Genomic DNA, 19,176 nt, shown 5'->3' with positions numbered 1-19,176 from the left:
AGCCCAGATGTGAAAAAGCCCAACCGAGAAGGGTTGGGCTTTGAATATGGTGGCCTGGGGCGGAATCGAACCACCGACACGCGGATTTTCAATCCGCTGCTCTACCAACTGAGCTACCGGGCCAAGACCACTACTATAACACAGAAAGCGGCTCAGACGGCGCCGCGCTTGGCGCGGCTGAGATCCACGCCGAGTTGTTTGAGCTTGCGATACAGATGGGTTCGTTCCAGGCCGGTCTTTTCGGCCACGCGGGTCATGGAGCCGTTTTCCTTGGCCAGATGAAACTCGAAATAGGCTTTTTCGAAGGCATCACGCGCGTCGCGCAGGGGGACATCCAGATCGAAGGTCTGCACCGAGGTGTCGCCGTCCTGGACTGCGGGCAGGCGCACCTCACCCGCTGGGGGCTGGACTTCCGCGGCCACTGCAGTGGGGACCGCCAGCTTGGGTGGCGTGATCGGACGCGCCATGGCCCGGTTCAGCCCCTTCTCCACCGCTTGCAACAGCTTCTGCATCGTGATCGGCTTTTCCAGGAAGGCCATGGCGCCGATGCGCGTCGCCTCCACCGCCGTATCGATGGTGGCGTGCCCACTCATCATGATCACCGGCATGGTCAGCAAGCCGCTGGCGGACCACTCCTTGAGCAGGGTCACACCGTCGGTATCTGGCATCCAGATGTCGAGCAGCACCAGATCGGGACGGTACTGCGCACGCAGTTCGCGCGCCTGGGCGGCGTTCTCAGCCAACTCCACTGCGTGCCCCTCGTCGTTCAGGATTTCGAACAACAAGTCGCGGATCCCGAGTTCATCGTCAACCACCAATATGTTTGCCATGCTGCGCCGCTTGCTTTCCGGGGACTGCTCAACCCTGTTGCAGATTTGCAACCCTGAATGATAACGATACTTGCGCGCCACGGGTTCCATCGATGTCCTGGCGTTGACCGATGTCCACCCGGCCGCCGTGCTCGTCCATGATCTTCTTGACGACGGCGAGTCCAAGGCCCGTGCCTTTGGGCTTGGTCGTCACGTAGGGCTCGAAGGCACGCTTGAGGATGGCGTCGGCGAAGCCTGGACCGTGGTCCAGCACCTGCAGGCGCACCCAGCGCCCGCCTTCAGACACTCGGATGCGCAGCAGCACCGGACCGGCACCGGGCGGGGTAGCGTCCTGCGCGTTTTGCACCAGGTTGTGCACCACCTGCCGCACCTGCTGGGGATCGGCCAACACCAGCGGAGCCTCGGGCTGCAGTTCCAGCCGCACCGGCACTTCGGCTGCCTCGTACAGGCCAACGATTTCTTGTACCAAGGCGTTCAGATCCAGGGGTTGCAGGCTGGCCGCTGGCAGGCGGGCATAGTCACGAAACTCGTTGACCAGCCGCTTCATCGCGTCCACTTGATCGACAATGGTCTTGACCGATTTGTTGAGCACCGCGAGATCGGCGCCTTCCAGCTTGGGCTCCAATTTCATCGCCAAGCGCTCGGCGGAGAGCTGGATGGGTGTCAAGGGGTTCTTGATTTCGTGGGCGAGACGCCGCGCCACCTCCCCCCAAGCCTGGGCGCGCTGGGCCGAGATGATTTCGGAGACGTCATCGAACACGAGCAGGTGGTCGCCGTTGGGCAGCAGGGCCCCGCGCGCAATCAGCGTCACCCCCTGCCCTTCTTGCGCGTGCTGGCCACCGTGGAGTTCGATCGACTGCTGCCAGTGCCCCCCTTCGTGGTGGGACTGATCGGACAGAAAGCGGTCGAACTGCTGCTGCACCCACTGGCCAAACGATTCCAGCCCCGGTATCCCGCTCAGGGGCTCGCCCAAGTGAGCCGCCAGCGGCACGCGAAGGATGCGTGTAGCCCCCGGGTTGGCGCTGACCACGCGGTGCTGGGCATCGAGCACCACCACGCCGGCGGTGAGGTTATCGAGGATGGTTTGCAGGCTCGCGCGGGCGGCATCGACCTGGCCGATGCTGTGCTGCACGGCCTGCCGGGCTTCCAGGAGTTCCTGCGTCATGTGGGCGAAGGTGCGGGTCAGCCCGGCGAGTTCGTCTCGGGCAGTCAGGGCCACTTTCGGGGTCAGGTCTCCCCGGGCAACATCGCGCATGCCTTCGGCCAACACCAGCAGGGGGCGCACAATCTGGTTGCCCAGCAGCACTGCGAGCAGCACGGCACCGAATACGGAAAGAAACAGCGCCAGCGTGAGTGTCCCGATGTACATGCTGCGCAACCCGTCCCGGGCCAGTGCCCGCTCCTGGTATTCCCGGTTCGCCAGCTGCACGGCCAGGGCGTCGGCCACCAAGGCCGCCGGCAGCGGCATGGTCACCTGCAAAAAGCGCACATCGCCACCGAGCCCGAAGCTGGGAGGCGAGACCGCCGCGATCACCCGCACCCGAGGGAGCTCCCGCACCGGCAAGGCGAGCACCTCCCGCGGGTCGGCCAAGGCTTCCAGTTCCTCCAGCCCCTCGATGAAGGCGACCACGCGCTGGTTGCGAACCTGTCGCAGCAAAGTGGCCGAGGGCCGCTCGGGCACCAAATTGAAGCGGGACTCGCCGGCCGTGGCAATCGCCTGCCCCGCGCTGCTCCACAGAATCACATCGCTGGCTTGCAACTGCTCGCGCAACCCCTCCAGCGCCAAGGCTGCCGCGAGATCACCCACCCCACCGAGCCCCACGGCAGCCGCACGAGTCTTGCCGGACAAATCGGCGGCCAGGGTATCCAGCGTGGTCCGGCCCAGATTCAGCCCTGCCGACAGGGCGGTCTCGACGCGCACATCGAACCAGGTTTCGATGGACCGTGAGACGAACTGGTAAGACACCAGATAGATCAGCAAGCCGGGCAAGCAGCCGACCAGCGCGAAAATGGCCGCCAGCTTGACCAGCAGACGACTGCCGAAGCGCTTGCGCCGCCAACGGCTGGCCAGTCGAATGGACAGCCACAGCAGCACCAGGGCCAACACAGCCGCCACGCCCACGTTGAGCCACACCAGGCTGGTGTACCCCCCGGCCTCGAGTGCCCGGTGATCGGTGGCCAGCGTCAGCAGGAAAAACAGGACCAGTGCGACACCGGTCATGAACACCAGCCCCAGCCCCATGAGCCAGCGACGGCTGGCTGCGCTCGGCGGACTGGACGCAGAAGCGCTCATGGCTTGTCCTGATCGGAGGCCGCGTCGAACTCGGACACCTTCAGCGTCTCGCGATAGACCACCCCCCAGTTCACGGGCCCGGTACCGCCCACCTGAAACGGCCGGGGCAGCAGACCGCCGTCGATGCGGAACTGGACGTCCACACGCAGTTCCCCCGCGTCCGGCAGATCCTCCGCCGCCACGATGCGCCAACGCGATACCGACTTCACCACGGCCAGGGCCTCATCCAAGGTGTCCAGGTTGCGGTGCAGGGCTGCGGCCAGGCCAGGATCGCCACCCGTCTCCGGCAGTACGCTCAGGCGCCAGCGCCGCGTCAGCGGTTGATAAGCCAGCCGCACCACCCGTTGGGCGCTGGCCACGCGCTGATCGGTCCAGTACCAGCGGGTCCGGCGCACGTCGGCCTGCCAGACGAAATGCACCGGCACCCCTTTGAGCAATACGTCCTCCAGTCCGTCTGGCAGATCGACATCCAGACGAGCGCTGAGCACCAGCCCGGACGGCTCGCGAGCCAATTGCAACGTGTCGGCGCGCACCAGGCCGGCGCTCCATAACACCCACAGCAAGCCCAGCAGCCAGATCCAGCCACGCCAGCCGGGACCGACCCGGGCAGGCGCAGCCGTGCCCGCTTCACGCGGGCTTGTGCAGCAGGGCGTAGAAAAAACCATCCGTTTCACGTGATGCATTGTCGCCGATCGCATCATCTGCATCGGGGGCAGCCTCGAAAGCATCGCCTGTGGGCAGCATATGGCCGGGTGCCGCCAGCCGCCGAGCCTGCGGATGGCGCTCCAGGAAGGCTTCGATCTGCTGCTCACCTTCGGCCCGAAACACCGAGCAGGTGCAGTACAGCAGCCGCCCGCCTGGGGCCAACAGCGGCCACAACGCTTCCAACAGTCTATGTTGCTGCGCAGCCAGCCGATCGACATCCTCCGGGCGCCGCAACCAGCGCACATCCGGATGGCGCCGCACGATGCCCGAGGCCGTGCACGGCGCATCCAGCAAAATGGCATCGAAAAGGCGGCCATCCCACCAGGTGTCGGGCGCGGCGGCATCGGCCGTTCGGACATCGGCCTGCAAGCCCAATCGACTGAGGGTTTCTCGTATGCGCTCGGTCCGCTGGGGGTCACGGTCAAGCGCCAACACCTCGGCGTCACAGCGCTCCAGCAGATGCGCCGTCTTGCCGCCGGGGGCGGCACAGGCGTCGAGTATGCGCCGGGGCGCCGGCCCGGCGCCGAGCAACAGCCCCGCAGCGAGCTGTGCCGCCCCGTCCTGCACCGATACGTGTCCCAGCGCCCACCCCGGCAGCCGATCGACGGCAACGGGAGCCTCCAACACCACGCCATCCTCACCCCAGGCCCGGGCTGGCAGGCCCTCGGAACGCAGGCGGTCGAGGTAGTCGTCGCGCTGAACGCGACGCCGATTGACCCGCAGCACCATGGGCGCCGGTCGCTGGTTCGCCGCCAGAATCTGCTGCCAGTGCAAGGCATGGTCCTCGCGCAGCCGCTGAACCCACCAGGCCGGGTGATTCCAGCGCGCCACCTCCACCTGCCGCGCCTGCGCCAGGCGTGCGGCCCGGTCGCGCTGGAACCTACGCAGGCAGGCATTCACGAACCCGGCCACCGGAGGGGGTTGTTTGAGCAAGGGCACGGCCGCCACGGCCTGGTCCACCACGGTGTGAGGCGCGTACGAGGGCCGGTCGGTACTGGCATCGTCTTCCAGCAACAGCCCCAGGGCCACCGACAACAAGGCATGCACGGGCGGCGCCGGAGCGCGCTGCGCCAAACCGCGCACCAGCGTCACCGTGAGACCGCGGTGGCGCAGCGCATCGAACACCAGCGCCTGCACGCCTGGCCTGAGGGCCACGGGCACACGGGGCAAGGCATCGGTGAGGGAGCGCCCCTTGGCCACGGCCTCCACCGTGCGGGCGGCCCAGGCCAGTTGATGCGACAGATCCACGGTGCAGGGAGGCCGAAGGGTGTTCATCGGGATTCAGGCACCAGACAAAGGCAGCGTATCGGCAAACGGCGCTTTCACATCGGGCTCGCGGCCATGACGCGGCGACAGCGGCGGCATCAGGCCACCGTAGATGCGACGGATGCGCTCGGCCAGTGGTGGATGCGAATCGAACCAGCGCCCGATCCAGCCGGACTCGCCCGACACGAGCAACATGTGCTGCACGGTGGGCTGTTCGATGCGCCCTGGCGATCCCCCCTGCCGCAACTGACCCATGGCCTTGCGCAGCACCCGCCCCAATCCGTCGCGGTTGCGGGTCCATTGCACGGCCCGGGCATCGGCCAAGTGTTCGCGCTGGCGCGAGACGGCTGCCTGCAAGGCATGGCCCGCGAGCCAACCCAGCCAGCCCACGGCCATCACCCCCAAGCCGATGAGGGCGGCCACGTGGCGACGTCCGCGCGCATCGGGCCGCACGAGCATCTGCCCGAGCCGGTAAATCATTTCCAGCCCGAACACCATCCCCACCAGCCGCATGTTCAACCGGGTGTCCCCTTCCCGGATGTGGCTGAGTTCATGGGCCACCAAGCCCTGCATCTCCTCACGCGTCAGGGCATCCAGCGCCCCTTGGGTGACGGCCACCACCGCATTACGCGCGTCCCAGCCGGTGGCAAAAGCATTGATCGACGCCTCCCGCGGCAACACCATCGCCTTCGGGGCGCGCATGCCTGCGGCAATGGAAAGCTCCTGCACGATATGGACGTAACGCTGCTCGTCCCCGTGGCCGCTGGTGCGCGCATCTCTGGCACCCAGGCGTGTGGCCAGCGCATGCCCTCCACCCTTCAGGCTAGAGGTCTCCATCCACCAACCCCCGAGTACGAACAGCAGCGTCACGCCGGTGTTCACCGCAAAAAAATGATTGGGATAGTCAAACACACCACCCACGGTGATCTGCCAGGCCAATGCGAGGACCGCATTGATGGCCAGCACCAGCAGTCCGACCATGATCGCGAACCAGAAGAGCAATCGCCGGGTCTGGCCACGGGCGTCGCGCTGGAACTCGAAAAACTTCACGATGCGGGCTGTTGCGGTTTCAGAACCGGACGCGCGGCGCCTGGCGTTCGGCCTCGCTGGCGGTAGAGGCCAGCATGTCCAGCGGGGTGAAGCCCAGCAGGCGAGCGACGATGATCGTCGGGAAATGCAAGGCCACGTCGTTGTATTCGAGGACTTCGTCGTTGTAGGCTTGGCGGGCGAAACCAACCCGGTTCTCGGTATGGATGAGCTCCTCCTTGAGCTCGCGCAGGGTCTGGTCCGCCTTGAGTTCAGGGTAGTTTTCGACCACAGCGAACAAACGGCCCAGCGCTCCGCCCAGCATCTGCTCGGCTCCGGCCAGCGCGCCCAGGGCCCCGGCGCTCAGGGGATTGGCTGCCGCCCCGCGTTCGGCCGTCTGCGCCTGGTTGCGTGCGGCAATCACCGCTTCCAACGTCTCGGATTCGTGCTGCATGTACTTGCGCGCCACCTCGACGAGGTTGGGAATGAGGTCGTAGCGCCGCTTGAGCTGCACGTCGATCTGGCCAAAGGCATTGGCCACCTGGTTCTTCAACCGGATCAGCCGGTTGTACACCCCGATGGCCCAGAAAAACCCCAGGGCCAGCAGCGCCAGCACCACCCACCAGAAGATCGACATGCTTCCTCCTCACGGCCACTGGACCGCAACGACATACTGTACCGCAGCCCATCGGTTGCGCACACGAACGTCCCACCCAAAAAACAACCCGACCAGCACGGAGGCGGGTCGGGTTGTGCGAAGGCTGGCGGCGTCAGGCCAAGAAGGCGCGAGGGCTTACTCGGCCGTGCCGCTGGCCTCGGCACGATCGGCCGCCAGCGCGGCGGCATCGGCCTCCGCGATGGCCCGGCGCTCTTCCTCGTCCATGCGCTCCTTGGCGCGGCGCGCCTCGTGGAAGGCCATGCCGGTGCCGGCCGGAATCAGCCGGCCGACGATCACGTTTTCCTTCAGACCTCGCAGCTCGTCCTTCTTGCCCATGATCGCGGCTTCGGTGAGCACGCGGGTGGTTTCCTGGAACGACGCGGCGGAGATGAAGGAATCCGTGGACAGCGACGCCTTGGTGATCCCCAGCAAGATGTTGCTGTAGGTCGCGGGCGTCTTGCCCTCGGCCCGCAGCGCGTCGTTGGTGTTCAGGATTTCGGAGCGCTCGACCTGCTCGCCAGCGATGTAGCTGGAATCCCCCGGGTTCTCGACCACGACGCGGCGCAGCATCTGGCGCACGATCACCTCGATGTGCTTGTCGTTGATCTTCACACCCTGCAGACGGTAGACGTCCTGCACCTCGTCGACGATGTAGCGCGACAGCTCCTCGATACCCAGCAGGCGCAGGATGTCCTGCGGATCGGCCGGGCCATCGACGATCAGCTCGCCCTTGTTCACCACCTGCCCTTCGTGCACCAGGATGTTCTTTTCCTTGGGCACGAGTTCCTCCCAGACCTTGCCGTCCGGGTCGGTGATCTGCAGGCGCACCTTGCCCTTGGTTTCCTTACCGAAGGACACCGTGCCGGTGATCTCGGCCAGGATGCCCTTGTCCTTGGGCGAACGGGCCTCGAACAGCTCGGCCACGCGCGGCAGACCGCCGGTGATGTCGCGGGTCTTTTGGCCTTCGACCGGGATGCGCGCCAGCACCTCGCCGGGCCCCACTTCCTGGCCGTCGCGCACCTGGATCAGCGCCCCCACCTGGAAGCCGATGGTCACCGAGTGATCGGTGCCCGGGATCTTGACCTCGTTGCCCATGGCATCGATCAGCTTCACCTGCGGGCGCACCACCTTGGTGGAACCACGGCGCTTCGGGTCGATCACGACCAGCGTGCTCAGGCCGGTCACATCGTCCACCTGCTTGGCCACCGTCAGCCCCTCTTCCACGTTCTCGAACTTCACCGTACCGGCGAATTCGGTGATGATGGGGCGGGTCAGCGGGTCCCAGTTGGCCAGAATGGTGCCGGCCTTGATGGTCTGGTCGGGCTTGATTGCCAGAATGGCGCCATACGGCACCTTGTGGCGCTCGCGCTCACGACCATGTTCATCGGAAATGATGATTTCACCGGAACGCGCGATCACCACCAGCTCGCCCTTGGTGTTGGACACGTAACGCATCGTGGCATTGAAGCCCACGATACCATTGGACTTGGCCTCCACGCTGGAAGCGACCGCCGCACGCGAGGCCGCACCGCCGATGTGGAACGTCCGCATGGTCAGCTGTGTACCCGGCTCACCGATGGACTGGGCGGCGATCACGCCGACGGCTTCGCCCACGTTCACCAGCCCACCACGGCCCAGATCGCGGCCATAGCACTTGGCACAGAGCCCATAACGGGTTTCGCAGGTCAGCGCGGTGCGCACGCGCACCTCGTCCACGCCCACCTGCTCGATCAGATCGCAGGCGTCCTCGTCGATCATCTGCCCTGCAGCGATGATGACCTGCTGGTTTTCGGGGTTCAGCACATCTTCTGCCGTGGTGCGCCCCAAGATGCGTTCGCGCAGCGACTCGATCACCTCGCCGCCCTCGACGATGGCGCGCATCAGCGTCCCGTTCGAGGTTCCGCAATCCTCCTCGGTGACCACCAGGTCCTGGGTCACATCCACCAGGCGGCGGGTCAGGTAACCCGAGTTGGCGGTCTTCAACGCCGTATCGGCCAGACCCTTGCGGGCACCGTGCGTCGAGATGAAGTACTGCAACACGTTGAGGCCTTCACGGAAGTTGGCCGTGATCGGCGTCTCGATGATGGAGCCGTCGGGCTTGGCCATCAGGCCACGCATACCGGCGAGCTGACGAATCTGAGCCGCAGAACCGCGAGCCCCCGAGTCCGCCATCATGTAGATGGAGTTGAAAGACTCCTGCTCGACCTCGTTGCCGTGGCGGTCGATGGTCTTTTCCTTTTTCAGGTGCTCCATCATGACCTTGGAGATCTCGTCGCCGGCCTTGCCCCAGATGTCCACCACCTTGTTGTAGCGCTCGCCCGCGGTCACCAGACCGGAGGCGTACTGGTGGGCGATTTCCTTCACCTCGGCCTCGGCGCGCTCGATGATGGCGTGCTTTTCCGCCGGCACCAGCATGTCGTCCACCGCGATCGAGATACCGGCACGGGTCGCCAGGCGGAAGCCGTTCTGCAGCAACTTGTCGGCAAAGACCACCGTCTCCTTGAGGCCGCACTTGCGGAAGCTGGCGTTGATCAGCTTGCTGATTTCCTTCTTCTTCAACGCCTTGTTGATCAGTTCGAAAGGCAGGCCCTTGGGCAGGATCTCGCTGAGCAGGGCACGGCCGACGGTGGTGTCCACCATCTTGGTCACCGGGGTGAATTCGCCCGTATCCCTGTCCTTGATCCACTCGGTCAGGCGCACACTGATCTTGGCCGTGAGTTCGACCACGCCAGCGTCCAGTGCCCGCTGCACTTCGGCCACATCGGCGAAGACCATGCCTTCGCCCTTGCCATTGATGCGCTCGCGGGTGGTGTAGTACAGGCCCAGCACCACGTCCTGCGATGGCACGATCGACGGCTCACCGTTGGCCGGGAACAACACGTTGTTGGACGACAGCATCAGCACGCGGGCTTCCATCTGCGCTTCCACCGACAGGGGCACGTGCACCGCCATCTGGTCGCCGTCGAAGTCGGCGTTGAAGGCGGAACACACCAGCGGATGCAGCTGGATGGCCTTGCCTTCGATCAGGATGGGCTCGAAGGCCTGGATGCCCAGACGGTGCAGCGTCGGCGCGCGGTTGAGCAACACCGGATGCTCTTTGATGACGTCTTCCAGAATGTCCCACACCACGGGCGTACCGGCCTCGACCTCCTTCTTGGCGGCCTTGATGGTGGTGGCAATGCCCATCTGTTCCAGGCGGGCGAAGATGAAGGGCTTGAACAGTTCCAGCGCCATCAGCTTGGGCAGACCGCACTGGTGCAGCTTGAGGGTCGGGCCCACGGTGATGACCGAGCGGCCCGAATAGTCCACCCGCTTGCCCAGCAGGTTCTGGCGGAAGCGGCCGCTCTTGCCCTTGATCATGTCGGCCAGCGACTTGAGCGCGCGCTTGTTGGCGCCGGTCATGGCCTTGCCGCGACGGCCGTTGTCCAGCAGGCTGTCCACGGCCTCCTGCAGCATACGCTTTTCGTTGCGCGCGATGATCTCGGGCGCCTTGAGTTCGAGCAGGCGCTTGAGGCGGCTGTTGCGGTTGATGACGCGGCGGTACAGGTCGTTCAGGTCGGAGGTCGCAAAGCGGCCGCCGTCCAGCGGCACCAGCGGACGCAGGTCCGGCGGCAGCACGGGCAGCACTTCCAGAATCATCCACTCGGGCTTGATGCCGGACTTCTTGAACGCTTCGAGCACCTTCAGACGCTTGGCGTTCTTCTTGACTTTGAGCTCGGAGCCCGTCAGGTCGTTGCGCAGCTTCTCGATCTCGGTGTCGAGGTCGATGCTCTGCAGCAGCTCCTTGATGCCCTCGGCCCCCATCTTGGCGACGAACTCGTCACCGTATTCCTTGACCTTGGCGTCGTAGTCGTCTTCCGACATGATGCTGAACTTCTTCAGCGGGGTCATGCCAGGGTCCACCACCACATAGGCTTCGAAGTACAGCACGCGCTCGATGTCGCGCAGCGTCATGTCGAGCACCAGGCCCAGGCGCGACGGCAGGCTCTTGAGGAACCAGATGTGGGCGCAAGGCGCGGCCAGGTCGATGTGGCCCATGCGCTCGCGACGCACCTTGGTCTGGGTCACTTCGACGCCGCACTTCTCACAGATCACGCCGCGGTGCTTGAGGCGCTTGTACTTGCCGCACAGGCACTCGTAGTCCTTGATGGGGCCGAAGATCTTGGCGCAGAACAGGCCGTCGCGCTCGGGCTTGAAGGTGCGGTAGTTGATGGTCTCGGGCTTCTTGACTTCACCGAAAGACCAGGAGCGGATTTTTTCCGGCGAGGCCAGACCGATGCGGATCGCATCGAAGTGCTCGTCGGGCGTGAACTGCTTGAACAGGTCGAGCAAGGATTTCATGGATGGCTTTCCTTTTCTTCGGTGAATCAGGAGCGTTCGAGTTCGATGTCGATGCCGAGCGAGCGGATTTCCTTGACCAGCACGTTGAACGACTCCGGCATCCCGGCGTCGATGGCGTGCTCGCCCTTGACGATGCTTTCGTACACCTTGGTGCGGCCCTGCACGTCGTCGGACTTGACGGTGAGCATCTCCTGCAGGACGTAGGAAGCCCCATAGGCCTCCAGTGCCCACACTTCCATCTCGCCGAAGCGCTGGCCACCGAACTGCGCCTTGCCGCCCAGCGGCTGCTGCGTGACCAAGGAGTACGGGCCGGTGGAGCGGGCATGCATCTTGTCGTCCACCAGATGGTGCAGCTTCAGGTAGTGCATGTAACCCACCGTGGTCACGCGCTCGAACGCGTCACCGGTGCGGCCGTCGTAGAGCTGCGCCTGCGTGCGGGTCTCGGTCAGGCCCTTGGCTTTGGCAATCTCGTCCGGATAGGCCAGCTTGAGCATGTCCAGGATCTCGGCCTCCGAGGCACCGTCGAAGACGGGCGACGCAAACGGCACGCCCTTGCTGAGCTCCTGCGCCATCGCCAGCAATTCCTCGTCGTTGAGGTCGTCCAGGTTTTCCTTGCGCCCCGTACGGTTGTAGATCTGGTCCAGGAAGCCGCGAATTTCAGAGGCAGCGGCCTCGCGGCGCAGCATCTCCCCGATGCGCTCACCCAAGCCTTTGGCGGCCCAGCCCAGATGCACCTCCAGCACCTGACCGATGTTCATGCGCGAAGGCACACCCAGCGGGTTCAGCACGATGTCCACCGGCGTACCGTCGGCCAGATAGGGCATGTCCTCGACCGGGGTGATCTTGGAGACCACACCCTTGTTCCCGTGGCGGCCGGCCATCTTGTCGCCGGGCTGCAGACGGCGCTTGACGGCCAGGTACACCTTGACCATCTTCAGCACGCCCGCTGGCAGTTCGTCGCCCTGCGTGAGCTTCTTGCGCTTTTCCTCGAACGCCAGGTCGAAGGCATGGCGCGTCTGCTCCATGGAGTTCTTGATCGACTCCAGCTGAGCGGCGACGTTCTCGTCCGCCGGGCGGATATCGAACCAGTGGTACTTGTCCACCTCGGCCAGATAGGCCTTGTCGATGGTCGTGCCCTTGGCCAGCTTCTTCGGCCCACCGTTGGCAACCTTGCCGATCAGCAACTTCTCGATCCGGTCGAAGGCGTCGGCTTCCACGATGCGCAACTGGTCATTCAAATCCAGACGGAAACGCTTGAGCTCGTCGTCGATGATCTGCTGGGCCCGTTTGTCGCGCTGAATGCCTTCGCGGGTGAAGACCTGCACGTCGATCACGGTGCCTTGCGAGCCCTGCTCCACCCGCAGCGAGGTATCTTTCACGTCGGACGCTTTCTCGCCGAAGATGGCACGCAGCAGCTTCTCTTCCGGGGTCAGCGTGGTTTCGCCCTTGGGCGTGACCTTGCCCACCAGCACGTCGCCAGGTTGCACTTCGGCGCCCACGTAAATGATGCCGGATTCGTCCAGACGGTTGAGTTGCTGTTCGGCCAGATTGGGGATGTCCCGGGTGATTTCCTCGGCACCCAGCTTGGTGTCGCGGGCCATCACCACCAGCTCCTCGATGTGGATCGAGGTGTAGCGGTCCTCGGAGACGACCTTCTCGGAGATCAGGATCGAGTCCTCGAAGTTGTAGCCGTTCCAGGGCATGAAGGCGATCAGCATGTTCTGCCCGATCGAGATTTCGCCCAGGTCGGTGGACGCACCGTCGGCGATCACGGCACCCTTGTGGATCAGCTCGCCCTTTTTGACGATGGGGCGCTGGTGGATGTTGGTGTTCTGGTTGGAACGCTGGTACTTGATCAGGTTGTAGATGTCCACGCCCACTTCACCGGCGACTGCCTCGTCGTCGTTGACGCGGATCACGATGCGGGTGGCATCGACATAGTCCACCACACCGCCGCGCTTGGCGGTGACCACGGTGCCCGAGTCGATCGCGGCCACGCGCTCGATGCCGGTGCCGACCAGCGGCTTTTCGGGCCGCAGCACCGGTACCGCCTGGCGCGACATGTTGGCGCCCATGAGCGCGCGGTTGGCGTCGTCGTGCTCCAGGAAGGGCACCAGCGAGGCCGCCACCGAGACGATCTGCGCCGGCGACACGTCCATGTACTGCACCGTGTCGGGAGACACCAGCACCGATTCGCCCTTTTCCCGCGCCGACACCAGCTCGCCGGTCAGACGGCCTTCGGCGTCCAGCGCGGCATTGGCCTGGGCAATCACATATTTGCCTTCCTCGATGGCCGAGAGGTAGTCGATCTGGTTCGTCACTTTGCCGTCCACCACCCGGCGGTAGGGCGTTTCGATGAAGCCATACTCGTTCAGGCGCGCATACAGCGCCAGCGAGTTGATCAGACCGATGTTCGGACCTTCCGGCGTTTCGATCGGGCAGACGCGGCCGTAGTGGGTGACGTGCACGTCGCGCACCTCGAAGCCGGCGCGCTCGCGGGTCAAACCGCCCGGCCCCAGGGCCGAGACGCGGCGCTTGTGCGTGATCTCGGCCAGCGGGTTGGTCTGGTCCATGAACTGGCTGAGCTGGCTCGCCCCGAAGAATTCCTTGAGCGCCGCGGAAATCGGCTTGGAGTTGATCAGGTCGTGCGGCATCAACGGCTCTTGCTCGGCCTGGCCCAAACGCTCTTTCACGGCTTTCTCGATACGCGCCAGGCCCGTGCGGTACTGGTTTTCGGCCAGTTCGCCCACGCAACGCACCCGGCGGTTGCCCAGGTGGTCGATGTCATCGACCTCGCCCTTGCCGTTGCGCAGATCGACCAGGATCTTCACCACGTCCAGGATGTCCTCGTTGGACAGCACCATCGGGCCTTCGGCCGAATCGCGGCCCACGCGGGCGTTGAACTTCATGCGGCCCACGCGCGAGAGGTCGTAGGTGTCCGGGTTGTAGAACAGGCGGTGGAACAGCGCCTGCACCGCATCTTCGGTCGGCGGCTCGCCGGGGCGCATCATCCGGTAGATGGCGACTCGGGCGGCGAACTCGTCGCTGGTTTCGTCGGTACGCAGGGTCTGACTGATGTAGGCCCCCTGGTCCAGCTCATTGGTGTAGATACAGGGCAGATCCTGCACCCCGGCGCTGCGCAGCTTCTTCAACAAGGTCTCGGTCAACTCGTCGTTGGCTTTGGCGATGATCTCGCCGGTGTCCGGATCGACGATGTTCTTGGCCACCACGCGACCCAACAGGAAATCCTCGGGCACGGTGATGTGGGTGGTGCCGGACTGCTCCAGCTCGCGGGTGTGCCGCGCGGTGATGCGCTTGTCCTTGGCCACCACCACCTTGCCCGACTTGTCGGTGATGTCGAAACGGGCCACCTCGCCGCGCAGACGCTCGGGCACGAAGGCCATTTGGGCGCCGCTGTCCATCAGGCGGAAGTGGTCGTTCACAAAGAAGTTGGCCAGGATCTGCTCGGGGTTCAGGCCGATGGCTTTGAGCAGGATGGTGACCGGCATCTTGCGGCGACGGTCCACACGGAAGTACAGCAGATCCTTGGGGTCGAATTCGAAGTCCAGCCAAGAGCCGCGATAGGGAATGATCCGGGCCGAAAACAGCAGCTTGCCCGAGCTGTGCGTCTTGCCCTTGTCGTGCTCGAAGAACACCCCGGGCGAGCGGTGCAGCTGCGACACGATCACACGCTCGGTACCGTTGATGATGAACGAACCCTTGTCCGTCATGAGCGGGACTTCGCCCATGTAGACTTCCTGCTCCTTCACCTCTTTGACCACCTTGGACTGCGGCGTCGAAGACTCTCGATCGTAGATGATGAGCTGCACGCGCGCGCGCACGGCCGAGGCGTAGGTCAGGCCTCGGGTCTGGCATTCGCGCACGTCGAACGCCGGTTTGGCCAGGTTGTACTCCACGAATTTCATCTCGACGAATCCGTTGTGCGAGACGATGGGGAAAGCCGATTCGAAAGCGGCCTGCAGGCCTTCGTGACGGCGTTGACGCGGGGGTACATCGGCCTGAAGAAACGCGGTATAGGCGTCCTTCTGCATCTGCAGGAGGTAGGGAATTTCCAGCACGTTTTCGCGGCTGCCAAAGCTCTTGCGGATGCGCTTGCGTTCGGTGTACGAGTAATGAGCCATGAGATCTCCGGGCTTGAGGTCTGCGGCGACTGAGGGACGGAGGCATGCAGCGCACGCCTCCGGATCTTGGCGACTGGCCTCTACCAGTCAGTGGCGGACGGCCCGCGCATTGCACGCAGGCCCGAACCAAGCCGTCTTCTGCAGTCGGGGTCAGAAGACACGGTCAAGGCAGCGGAACAACCAAAGCCTTGACGGTGTGCTCTGAAGCGCCAAAAGGCTGGAAGGCCCTTGACGGACTTTCCAGCCTCGGAGTGCCACCGAATTACTTGAGCTCGGCCTTGGCGCCGGCTTCTTCCAGCTTCTTCTTGGCGGCCTCGGCGTCGGCCTTGGGCATCGCCTCCTTGACGGTCTTGGGCGCGCCATCGACCAGATCCTTGGCTTCCTTCAGGCCCAGACCGGTGATCTCGCGCACCGCCTTGATGACGGCCACCTTGTTGGCGCCGGCTTCTTGGAGGACCAGGTCGAAATCGGTCTTCTCTTCAGCGGCCGGCGCAGCGGCACCACCGCCAGCGGCAGCCGGAGCGGCCATGGCGGCAGCGCTCACACCAAACTTCTCTTCGATGGCTTTCACCAGGTCGTTGAGTTCCATGACCGTCATGCTGTCCAGAGCGGTCAAAAATGCGTCTTTGTCGAATGCCATATTGATTTCCTAAAAACTGTTGGGACCCACAGGCGCCTGTCAGGCAGCCTGCGCCTCGCCCTTTTTCTCGGCCAGAGCGGCCAGCACGCGGGCGGTGCGAGAGATGGGGGATTGCATCAAGCCCAGCAACTGGGCCAGCAACACTTCTTTGGAAGGAATGCTGGCCAACTGCTTCACGCCGTTCGCGTCCAGGGCCTTACCGGCATACACGCCGCCGCGAATCACCAGCTTGTCGTTGGTTTTCGCGAAATCGGCCACCACCTTGGCGGCGGCCACGGCGTCTTCCGAGAAGCCATAGATCAGCGGGCCGGTCATCTGGTCAACGCCTGCCTCGAAGCCTGTGCCCGCGACAGCACGGCGGGCCAGGGTGTTCTTCAGAACACTCAGGCTCACGCCCTTGCTGCGCGCGTCCACACGCAACTTGGTCAGGTCGGCGACCGTGATGCCACGGTATTCCGCCATCACGAGCGTTTGAGCTTTAGCGGCGAGCGCCGACACCTCATCGATGACGGCTTGCTTCTCACTGCGATTCAGACTCAAGGTCTACTCCTTAAAAAACATGGTCAGGCCCGGCCTTCCCATGCACCTCGTTGCAGCGACCAACCGTTTTTGGATCATGTTCCATCTGCGGCGGGATCGCCATCTGCGCTGGCGCCTGCGTCATTAAGCGGGCCGGCTTGCACCGAACCGCACCAGCGGTCCTGGATGGCTCCACCCGGAACCGGGCGGACCCACCAAACCACCCCACCCCGACGCAGCGGAGCGGGATTTTCCTTGATCAGGCCGCAATGGACTGCACGTCCACGCGCACCCCCACGCCCATGGTGGACGACAGCGCCACCTTGCGCAGGTACTGGCCCTTGGACGATGCAGGCTTGGCCTTGTTCAGCGCTTCGATGAGCGCCACCAAGTTGCCCTGCAACTTGTCGTTGTCAAACGAGCGGCGACCGATCGTGCCGTGGACGATCCCCGCCTTGTCCACACGGAACTGCACCTGACCCGCTTTGGCATTCTTCACGGCAGTGGCCACATCGGGCGTCACGGTGCCAACCTTGGGGTTCGGCATCAGCCCGCGCGGACCCAGGATCTGACCCAGGGTACCGACGACACGCATGGCATCGGGCGAAGCGATGACCACATCGAAGTCGATCTTGCCGGCCTTGATGTCGGCCGCCAGATCGTCGAAACCCACCACATCAGCGCCAGCCGCCTTGGCCTCTTCCGCCTTGGCGCCCTGGGCAAACACGGCCACGCGCTTGGTCTTGCCGGTGCCATTGGGCAACACCACGGCGCCACGCACCACCTGGTCGGACTTCTTGGCGTCCACACCTAGTTGCACCGCCACGTCGATCGATTCATCGAACTTGGCAGTGGCACATTCCTTGACCAGCGACAGGGCATCGGCCAGAGGATAGAGCTTGGTGGAGTCCACCTTGCCCTGAAGAGCTTTTTGCTTTTTGGTCAGCTTGGCCATGTCACACGCCCTCCACAATCACGCCCATGGAGCGGGCCGAACCAGCGATGGTCTTGACAGCCGCTTCGAGATCGGCAGCGGTCATGTCCTTCATTTTGGTTTTGGCGATTTCCTCGAGCTGAGCCCGGGTGATCTTGCCGACCTTGTTCTTGTTCGGCACGGAGGAACCCTTGTCCAGCTTGATCGCCTTTTTGATCAGCGTAGTGGCCGGCGGGGTTTTGATGATGAAGGTGAAGCTCTTGTCCGCGAAGGCAGTGATCACCACCGGCAACGGCAGGCCAGGTTCGACGCCCTGGGTCTGCGCATTGAACGCCTTGCAGAACTCCATGATGTTCAGACCGCGCTGACCCAGCGCCGGACCGATCGGGGGAGAAGGATTGGCCTTACCAGCCGGGACCTGCAGCTTGATGAAGCCGACGATTTTCTTCGCCATGTTGTCGCTCCTGCGAGTTCAAACGGCAGCGCGCCCGTATGGCCCACCACCTCCTCGCGACCAAGACCCTGTTCGGCTCATGCCGGCTGGCGTCGGGCCGACAGCGCCAGCAAAAAACACCAAAACGACACTTCGTCTCAGCAGAACCTGGAATTATAGCACTCTTTCAACGAAACAAACCTGCAGGCGCAGGGCGTCCATCTCAGGTTTTTTCGACCTGGTTGAACTCCAGCTCCACCGGCGTCGCCCGACCGAAGATCGTGACAGAGACGCGCAACTTGTTTTTCTCGTAGTTGACCTCTTCGACGGTGCCATTGAAATCGGTGAACGGCCCTTCTTTGACGCGAACGTATTCGCCGATGACAAACTCGACCTTGTGGCGCGGCTTGTCCGATCCTTCCTGCATCTGGCCGATGATCTTCTGCACCTCCTCTTCGGAGATGGGCGTGGGCCGGTTGCGCGCGCCCCCCACGAAGCCCGTGACCTTGCTCGTGTTTTTCACCAAGTGCCAGGTGTCATCGTCCATGACCATTTCGACCAGCACATAGCCAGGGAAGAACTTGCGCTCCGTGGTCCGCTTGACGCCATTTTTCACCTCGACCACCTCTTCGGTCGGCACGAGGATGCGCCCAAACTTGTTCTGCATGCCAGCCCGTTGAACGCGCTCGACGATGTTGCGCTCAGCGGCCTTCTCCATGCCGGAATAGACATGGACGACGTACCAGCGCATGCCTTCCGCAGGCGCCGCACTCATGGGAGTTGCCGTGGGATCCGTCATGGTTTATCTCCAACCCAGAATCAGGTCATACAAAACCCAGCCGAGCAGCTTGTCGGTCAGCCACAGAAACAAGGCCATGACGAACACGAAAGCAAAGACATAGGCGGTCATCTGGATGGCCTCGCGGCGCGTGGGCCAAACCACCTTTTGCACTTCACGCCAGGAATCCCGACCAAAACCGATGAAGCGCCGCCCAGGCTCGGACACGAGAAACACGCCCGCACCCGCAAGCAGCCCCACGAGCAAGGCCAACCACTGCACCAGGGATCCCTGGGCGGACAGCATATAAAAAGCCACGAATCCTGCCAGCGTCAGCAGGACCGCCACCGCCAGCTTGGCCTTGTCGGCGCCCGAGCCTACGGTTTCAACATCAGTGGAGGCCATGAGTCCTATCCTAAAAAGCGTTCTCTCGAGAAACGCAAGCCCACCTGAGGTCTTGCGACTTCGGCGGGCTTCGAAACCACTCCGACAAACGGGTCAGGTGGCAGGGGCAGAGGGAATCGAACCCCCAACCTTCGGTTTTGGAGACCGACGCTCTGCCAATTGAGCTATACCCCTACGAAACGATCAGTCGAGAATCTTGGCCACGA

Annotated in this window: 14 protein-coding genes and 2 tRNA genes; all 16 read right to left on the bottom strand. The window is 63.9% G+C overall.

Going from position 1 to position 19,176, the window contains the following annotated elements; translation table 11 throughout:
* Nucleotides 1–47 precede the first annotated feature (47 nt).
* Nucleotides 48–123: transfer RNA gene (locus HZS63_RS12150), tRNA-Phe, on the bottom strand.
* Nucleotides 124–152: 29 nt separating this feature from the next.
* Nucleotides 153–830: a response regulator gene (locus tag HZS63_RS12145; RefSeq protein WP_180684292.1), complete on the bottom strand. Its 678-nt coding sequence runs from the start codon at nucleotides 828–830 to the stop codon at nucleotides 153–155.
* A 28-nt stretch (nucleotides 831–858) separates the two neighbouring features.
* Complete coding sequence (locus HZS63_RS12140; RefSeq protein ID WP_180684291.1) at nucleotides 859–3,123, bottom strand: sensor histidine kinase; 2,265 nt, start codon at nucleotides 3,121–3,123, stop codon at nucleotides 859–861.
* Nucleotides 3,120–3,788: a DUF4390 domain-containing protein gene (locus tag HZS63_RS12135; protein ID WP_180684290.1), complete on the bottom strand. Its 669-nt coding sequence runs from the start codon at nucleotides 3,786–3,788 to the stop codon at nucleotides 3,120–3,122. Before HZS63_RS12135 ends, HZS63_RS12140 begins: the two co-directional genes overlap by 4 nt.
* Complete coding sequence (gene rsmB, locus HZS63_RS12130) at nucleotides 3,751–5,103, bottom strand: 16S rRNA (cytosine(967)-C(5))-methyltransferase RsmB (protein ID WP_180684289.1); 1,353 nt, start codon at nucleotides 5,101–5,103, stop codon at nucleotides 3,751–3,753. Before rsmB ends, HZS63_RS12135 begins: the two co-directional genes overlap by 38 nt.
* A gap of 6 nt (nucleotides 5,104–5,109) precedes the next feature.
* Entirely contained in the window at nucleotides 5,110–6,144 is a 1,035-nt protein-coding gene (locus HZS63_RS12125; protein WP_180684288.1) for a M48 family metalloprotease, read from the bottom strand.
* Between the two features lie 19 nt (nucleotides 6,145–6,163).
* On the bottom strand, nucleotides 6,164–6,757 hold the full coding sequence (locus HZS63_RS12120) for a LemA family protein (RefSeq protein ID WP_180684287.1): 594 nt from the start codon (nucleotides 6,755–6,757) through the stop codon (nucleotides 6,164–6,166).
* Between the two features lie 156 nt (nucleotides 6,758–6,913).
* Nucleotides 6,914–11,119 (bottom strand): DNA-directed RNA polymerase subunit beta', encoded by a 4,206-nt coding sequence (rpoC, locus tag HZS63_RS12115; RefSeq protein WP_180684286.1) that lies wholly within the window; start codon nucleotides 11,117–11,119, stop codon nucleotides 6,914–6,916.
* 26 nt (nucleotides 11,120–11,145) lie between these two features.
* Nucleotides 11,146–15,261 carry a DNA-directed RNA polymerase subunit beta gene (rpoB, locus tag HZS63_RS12110; RefSeq protein ID WP_180684285.1) on the bottom strand — a complete coding sequence of 1,372 codons (4,116 nt, stop codon included), beginning with the start codon at nucleotides 15,259–15,261 and terminating at the stop codon, nucleotides 11,146–11,148.
* 262 nt (nucleotides 15,262–15,523) lie between these two features.
* The gene (gene rplL / locus HZS63_RS12105; protein WP_180684284.1) at nucleotides 15,524–15,901 is read right to left on the bottom strand and encodes a 50S ribosomal protein L7/L12; all 378 of its coding nucleotides are present in this window, start codon (nucleotides 15,899–15,901) and stop codon (nucleotides 15,524–15,526) included.
* Between the two features lie 39 nt (nucleotides 15,902–15,940).
* Nucleotides 15,941–16,441, bottom strand: a complete 501-nt coding sequence (rplJ, locus tag HZS63_RS12100; RefSeq protein ID WP_180684283.1) for a 50S ribosomal protein L10 — start codon at nucleotides 16,439–16,441, stop codon at nucleotides 15,941–15,943.
* Nucleotides 16,442–16,679: 238 nt separating this feature from the next.
* Nucleotides 16,680–17,375 carry a 50S ribosomal protein L1 gene (gene rplA / locus HZS63_RS12095; RefSeq protein WP_180684282.1) on the bottom strand — a complete coding sequence of 232 codons (696 nt, stop codon included), beginning with the start codon at nucleotides 17,373–17,375 and terminating at the stop codon, nucleotides 16,680–16,682.
* A gap of 1 nt (nucleotide 17,376) precedes the next feature.
* On the bottom strand, nucleotides 17,377–17,808 hold the full coding sequence (gene rplK, locus HZS63_RS12090; protein WP_180684281.1) for a 50S ribosomal protein L11: 432 nt from the start codon (nucleotides 17,806–17,808) through the stop codon (nucleotides 17,377–17,379).
* Nucleotides 17,809–18,010: 202 nt separating this feature from the next.
* Nucleotides 18,011–18,586, bottom strand: coding sequence for a transcription termination/antitermination protein NusG (gene nusG / locus HZS63_RS12085; RefSeq protein WP_180684280.1), 576 nt, complete (start codon nucleotides 18,584–18,586; stop codon nucleotides 18,011–18,013).
* A gap of 3 nt (nucleotides 18,587–18,589) precedes the next feature.
* The gene (gene secE / locus HZS63_RS12080) at nucleotides 18,590–18,970 is read right to left on the bottom strand and encodes a preprotein translocase subunit SecE (RefSeq protein WP_180684279.1); all 381 of its coding nucleotides are present in this window, start codon (nucleotides 18,968–18,970) and stop codon (nucleotides 18,590–18,592) included.
* A 98-nt stretch (nucleotides 18,971–19,068) separates the two neighbouring features.
* A tRNA-Trp gene (locus tag HZS63_RS12075) sits at nucleotides 19,069–19,144 on the bottom strand.
* Nucleotides 19,145–19,176 lie beyond the last annotated feature (32 nt).

The sequence above is a fragment of the Tepidicella baoligensis genome, assembly GCF_013432195.1.
GTDB lineage: Bacteria > Pseudomonadota > Gammaproteobacteria > Burkholderiales > Burkholderiaceae_C > Tepidicella > Tepidicella baoligensis.
This window is presented reverse-complemented; position numbering and strand designations above follow the sequence as displayed.

Coding starts and splice junctions, on each gene's coding strand:
- HZS63_RS12145 (WP_180684292.1), bottom strand. CDS start 830: ATGGCAAACATATTGGTGGTTGACGATGAACTCGGGATCCGCGACTTG.
- HZS63_RS12140 (WP_180684291.1), bottom strand. CDS start 3,123: ATGAGCGCTTCTGCGTCCAGTCCGCCGAGCGCAGCCAGCCGTCGCTGG.
- HZS63_RS12135 (WP_180684290.1), bottom strand. CDS start 3,788: ATGGTTTTTTCTACGCCCTGCTGCACAAGCCCGCGTGAAGCGGGCACG.
- rsmB (WP_180684289.1), bottom strand. CDS start 5,103: ATGAACACCCTTCGGCCTCCCTGCACCGTGGATCTGTCGCATCAACTG.
- HZS63_RS12120 (WP_180684287.1), bottom strand. CDS start 6,757: ATGTCGATCTTCTGGTGGGTGGTGCTGGCGCTGCTGGCCCTGGGGTTT.
- rpoC (WP_180684286.1), bottom strand. CDS start 11,119: ATGAAATCCTTGCTCGACCTGTTCAAGCAGTTCACGCCCGACGAGCAC.
- rpoB (WP_180684285.1), bottom strand. CDS start 15,261: ATGGCTCATTACTCGTACACCGAACGCAAGCGCATCCGCAAGAGCTTT.
- rplL (WP_180684284.1), bottom strand. CDS start 15,901: ATGGCATTCGACAAAGACGCATTTTTGACCGCTCTGGACAGCATGACG.
- rplA (WP_180684282.1), bottom strand. CDS start 17,375: ATGGCCAAGCTGACCAAAAAGCAAAAAGCTCTTCAGGGCAAGGTGGAC.
- rplK (WP_180684281.1), bottom strand. CDS start 17,808: ATGGCGAAGAAAATCGTCGGCTTCATCAAGCTGCAGGTCCCGGCTGGT.
- nusG (WP_180684280.1), bottom strand. CDS start 18,586: ATGACGGATCCCACGGCAACTCCCATGAGTGCGGCGCCTGCGGAAGGC.
- secE (WP_180684279.1), bottom strand. CDS start 18,970: ATGGCCTCCACTGATGTTGAAACCGTAGGCTCGGGCGCCGACAAGGCC.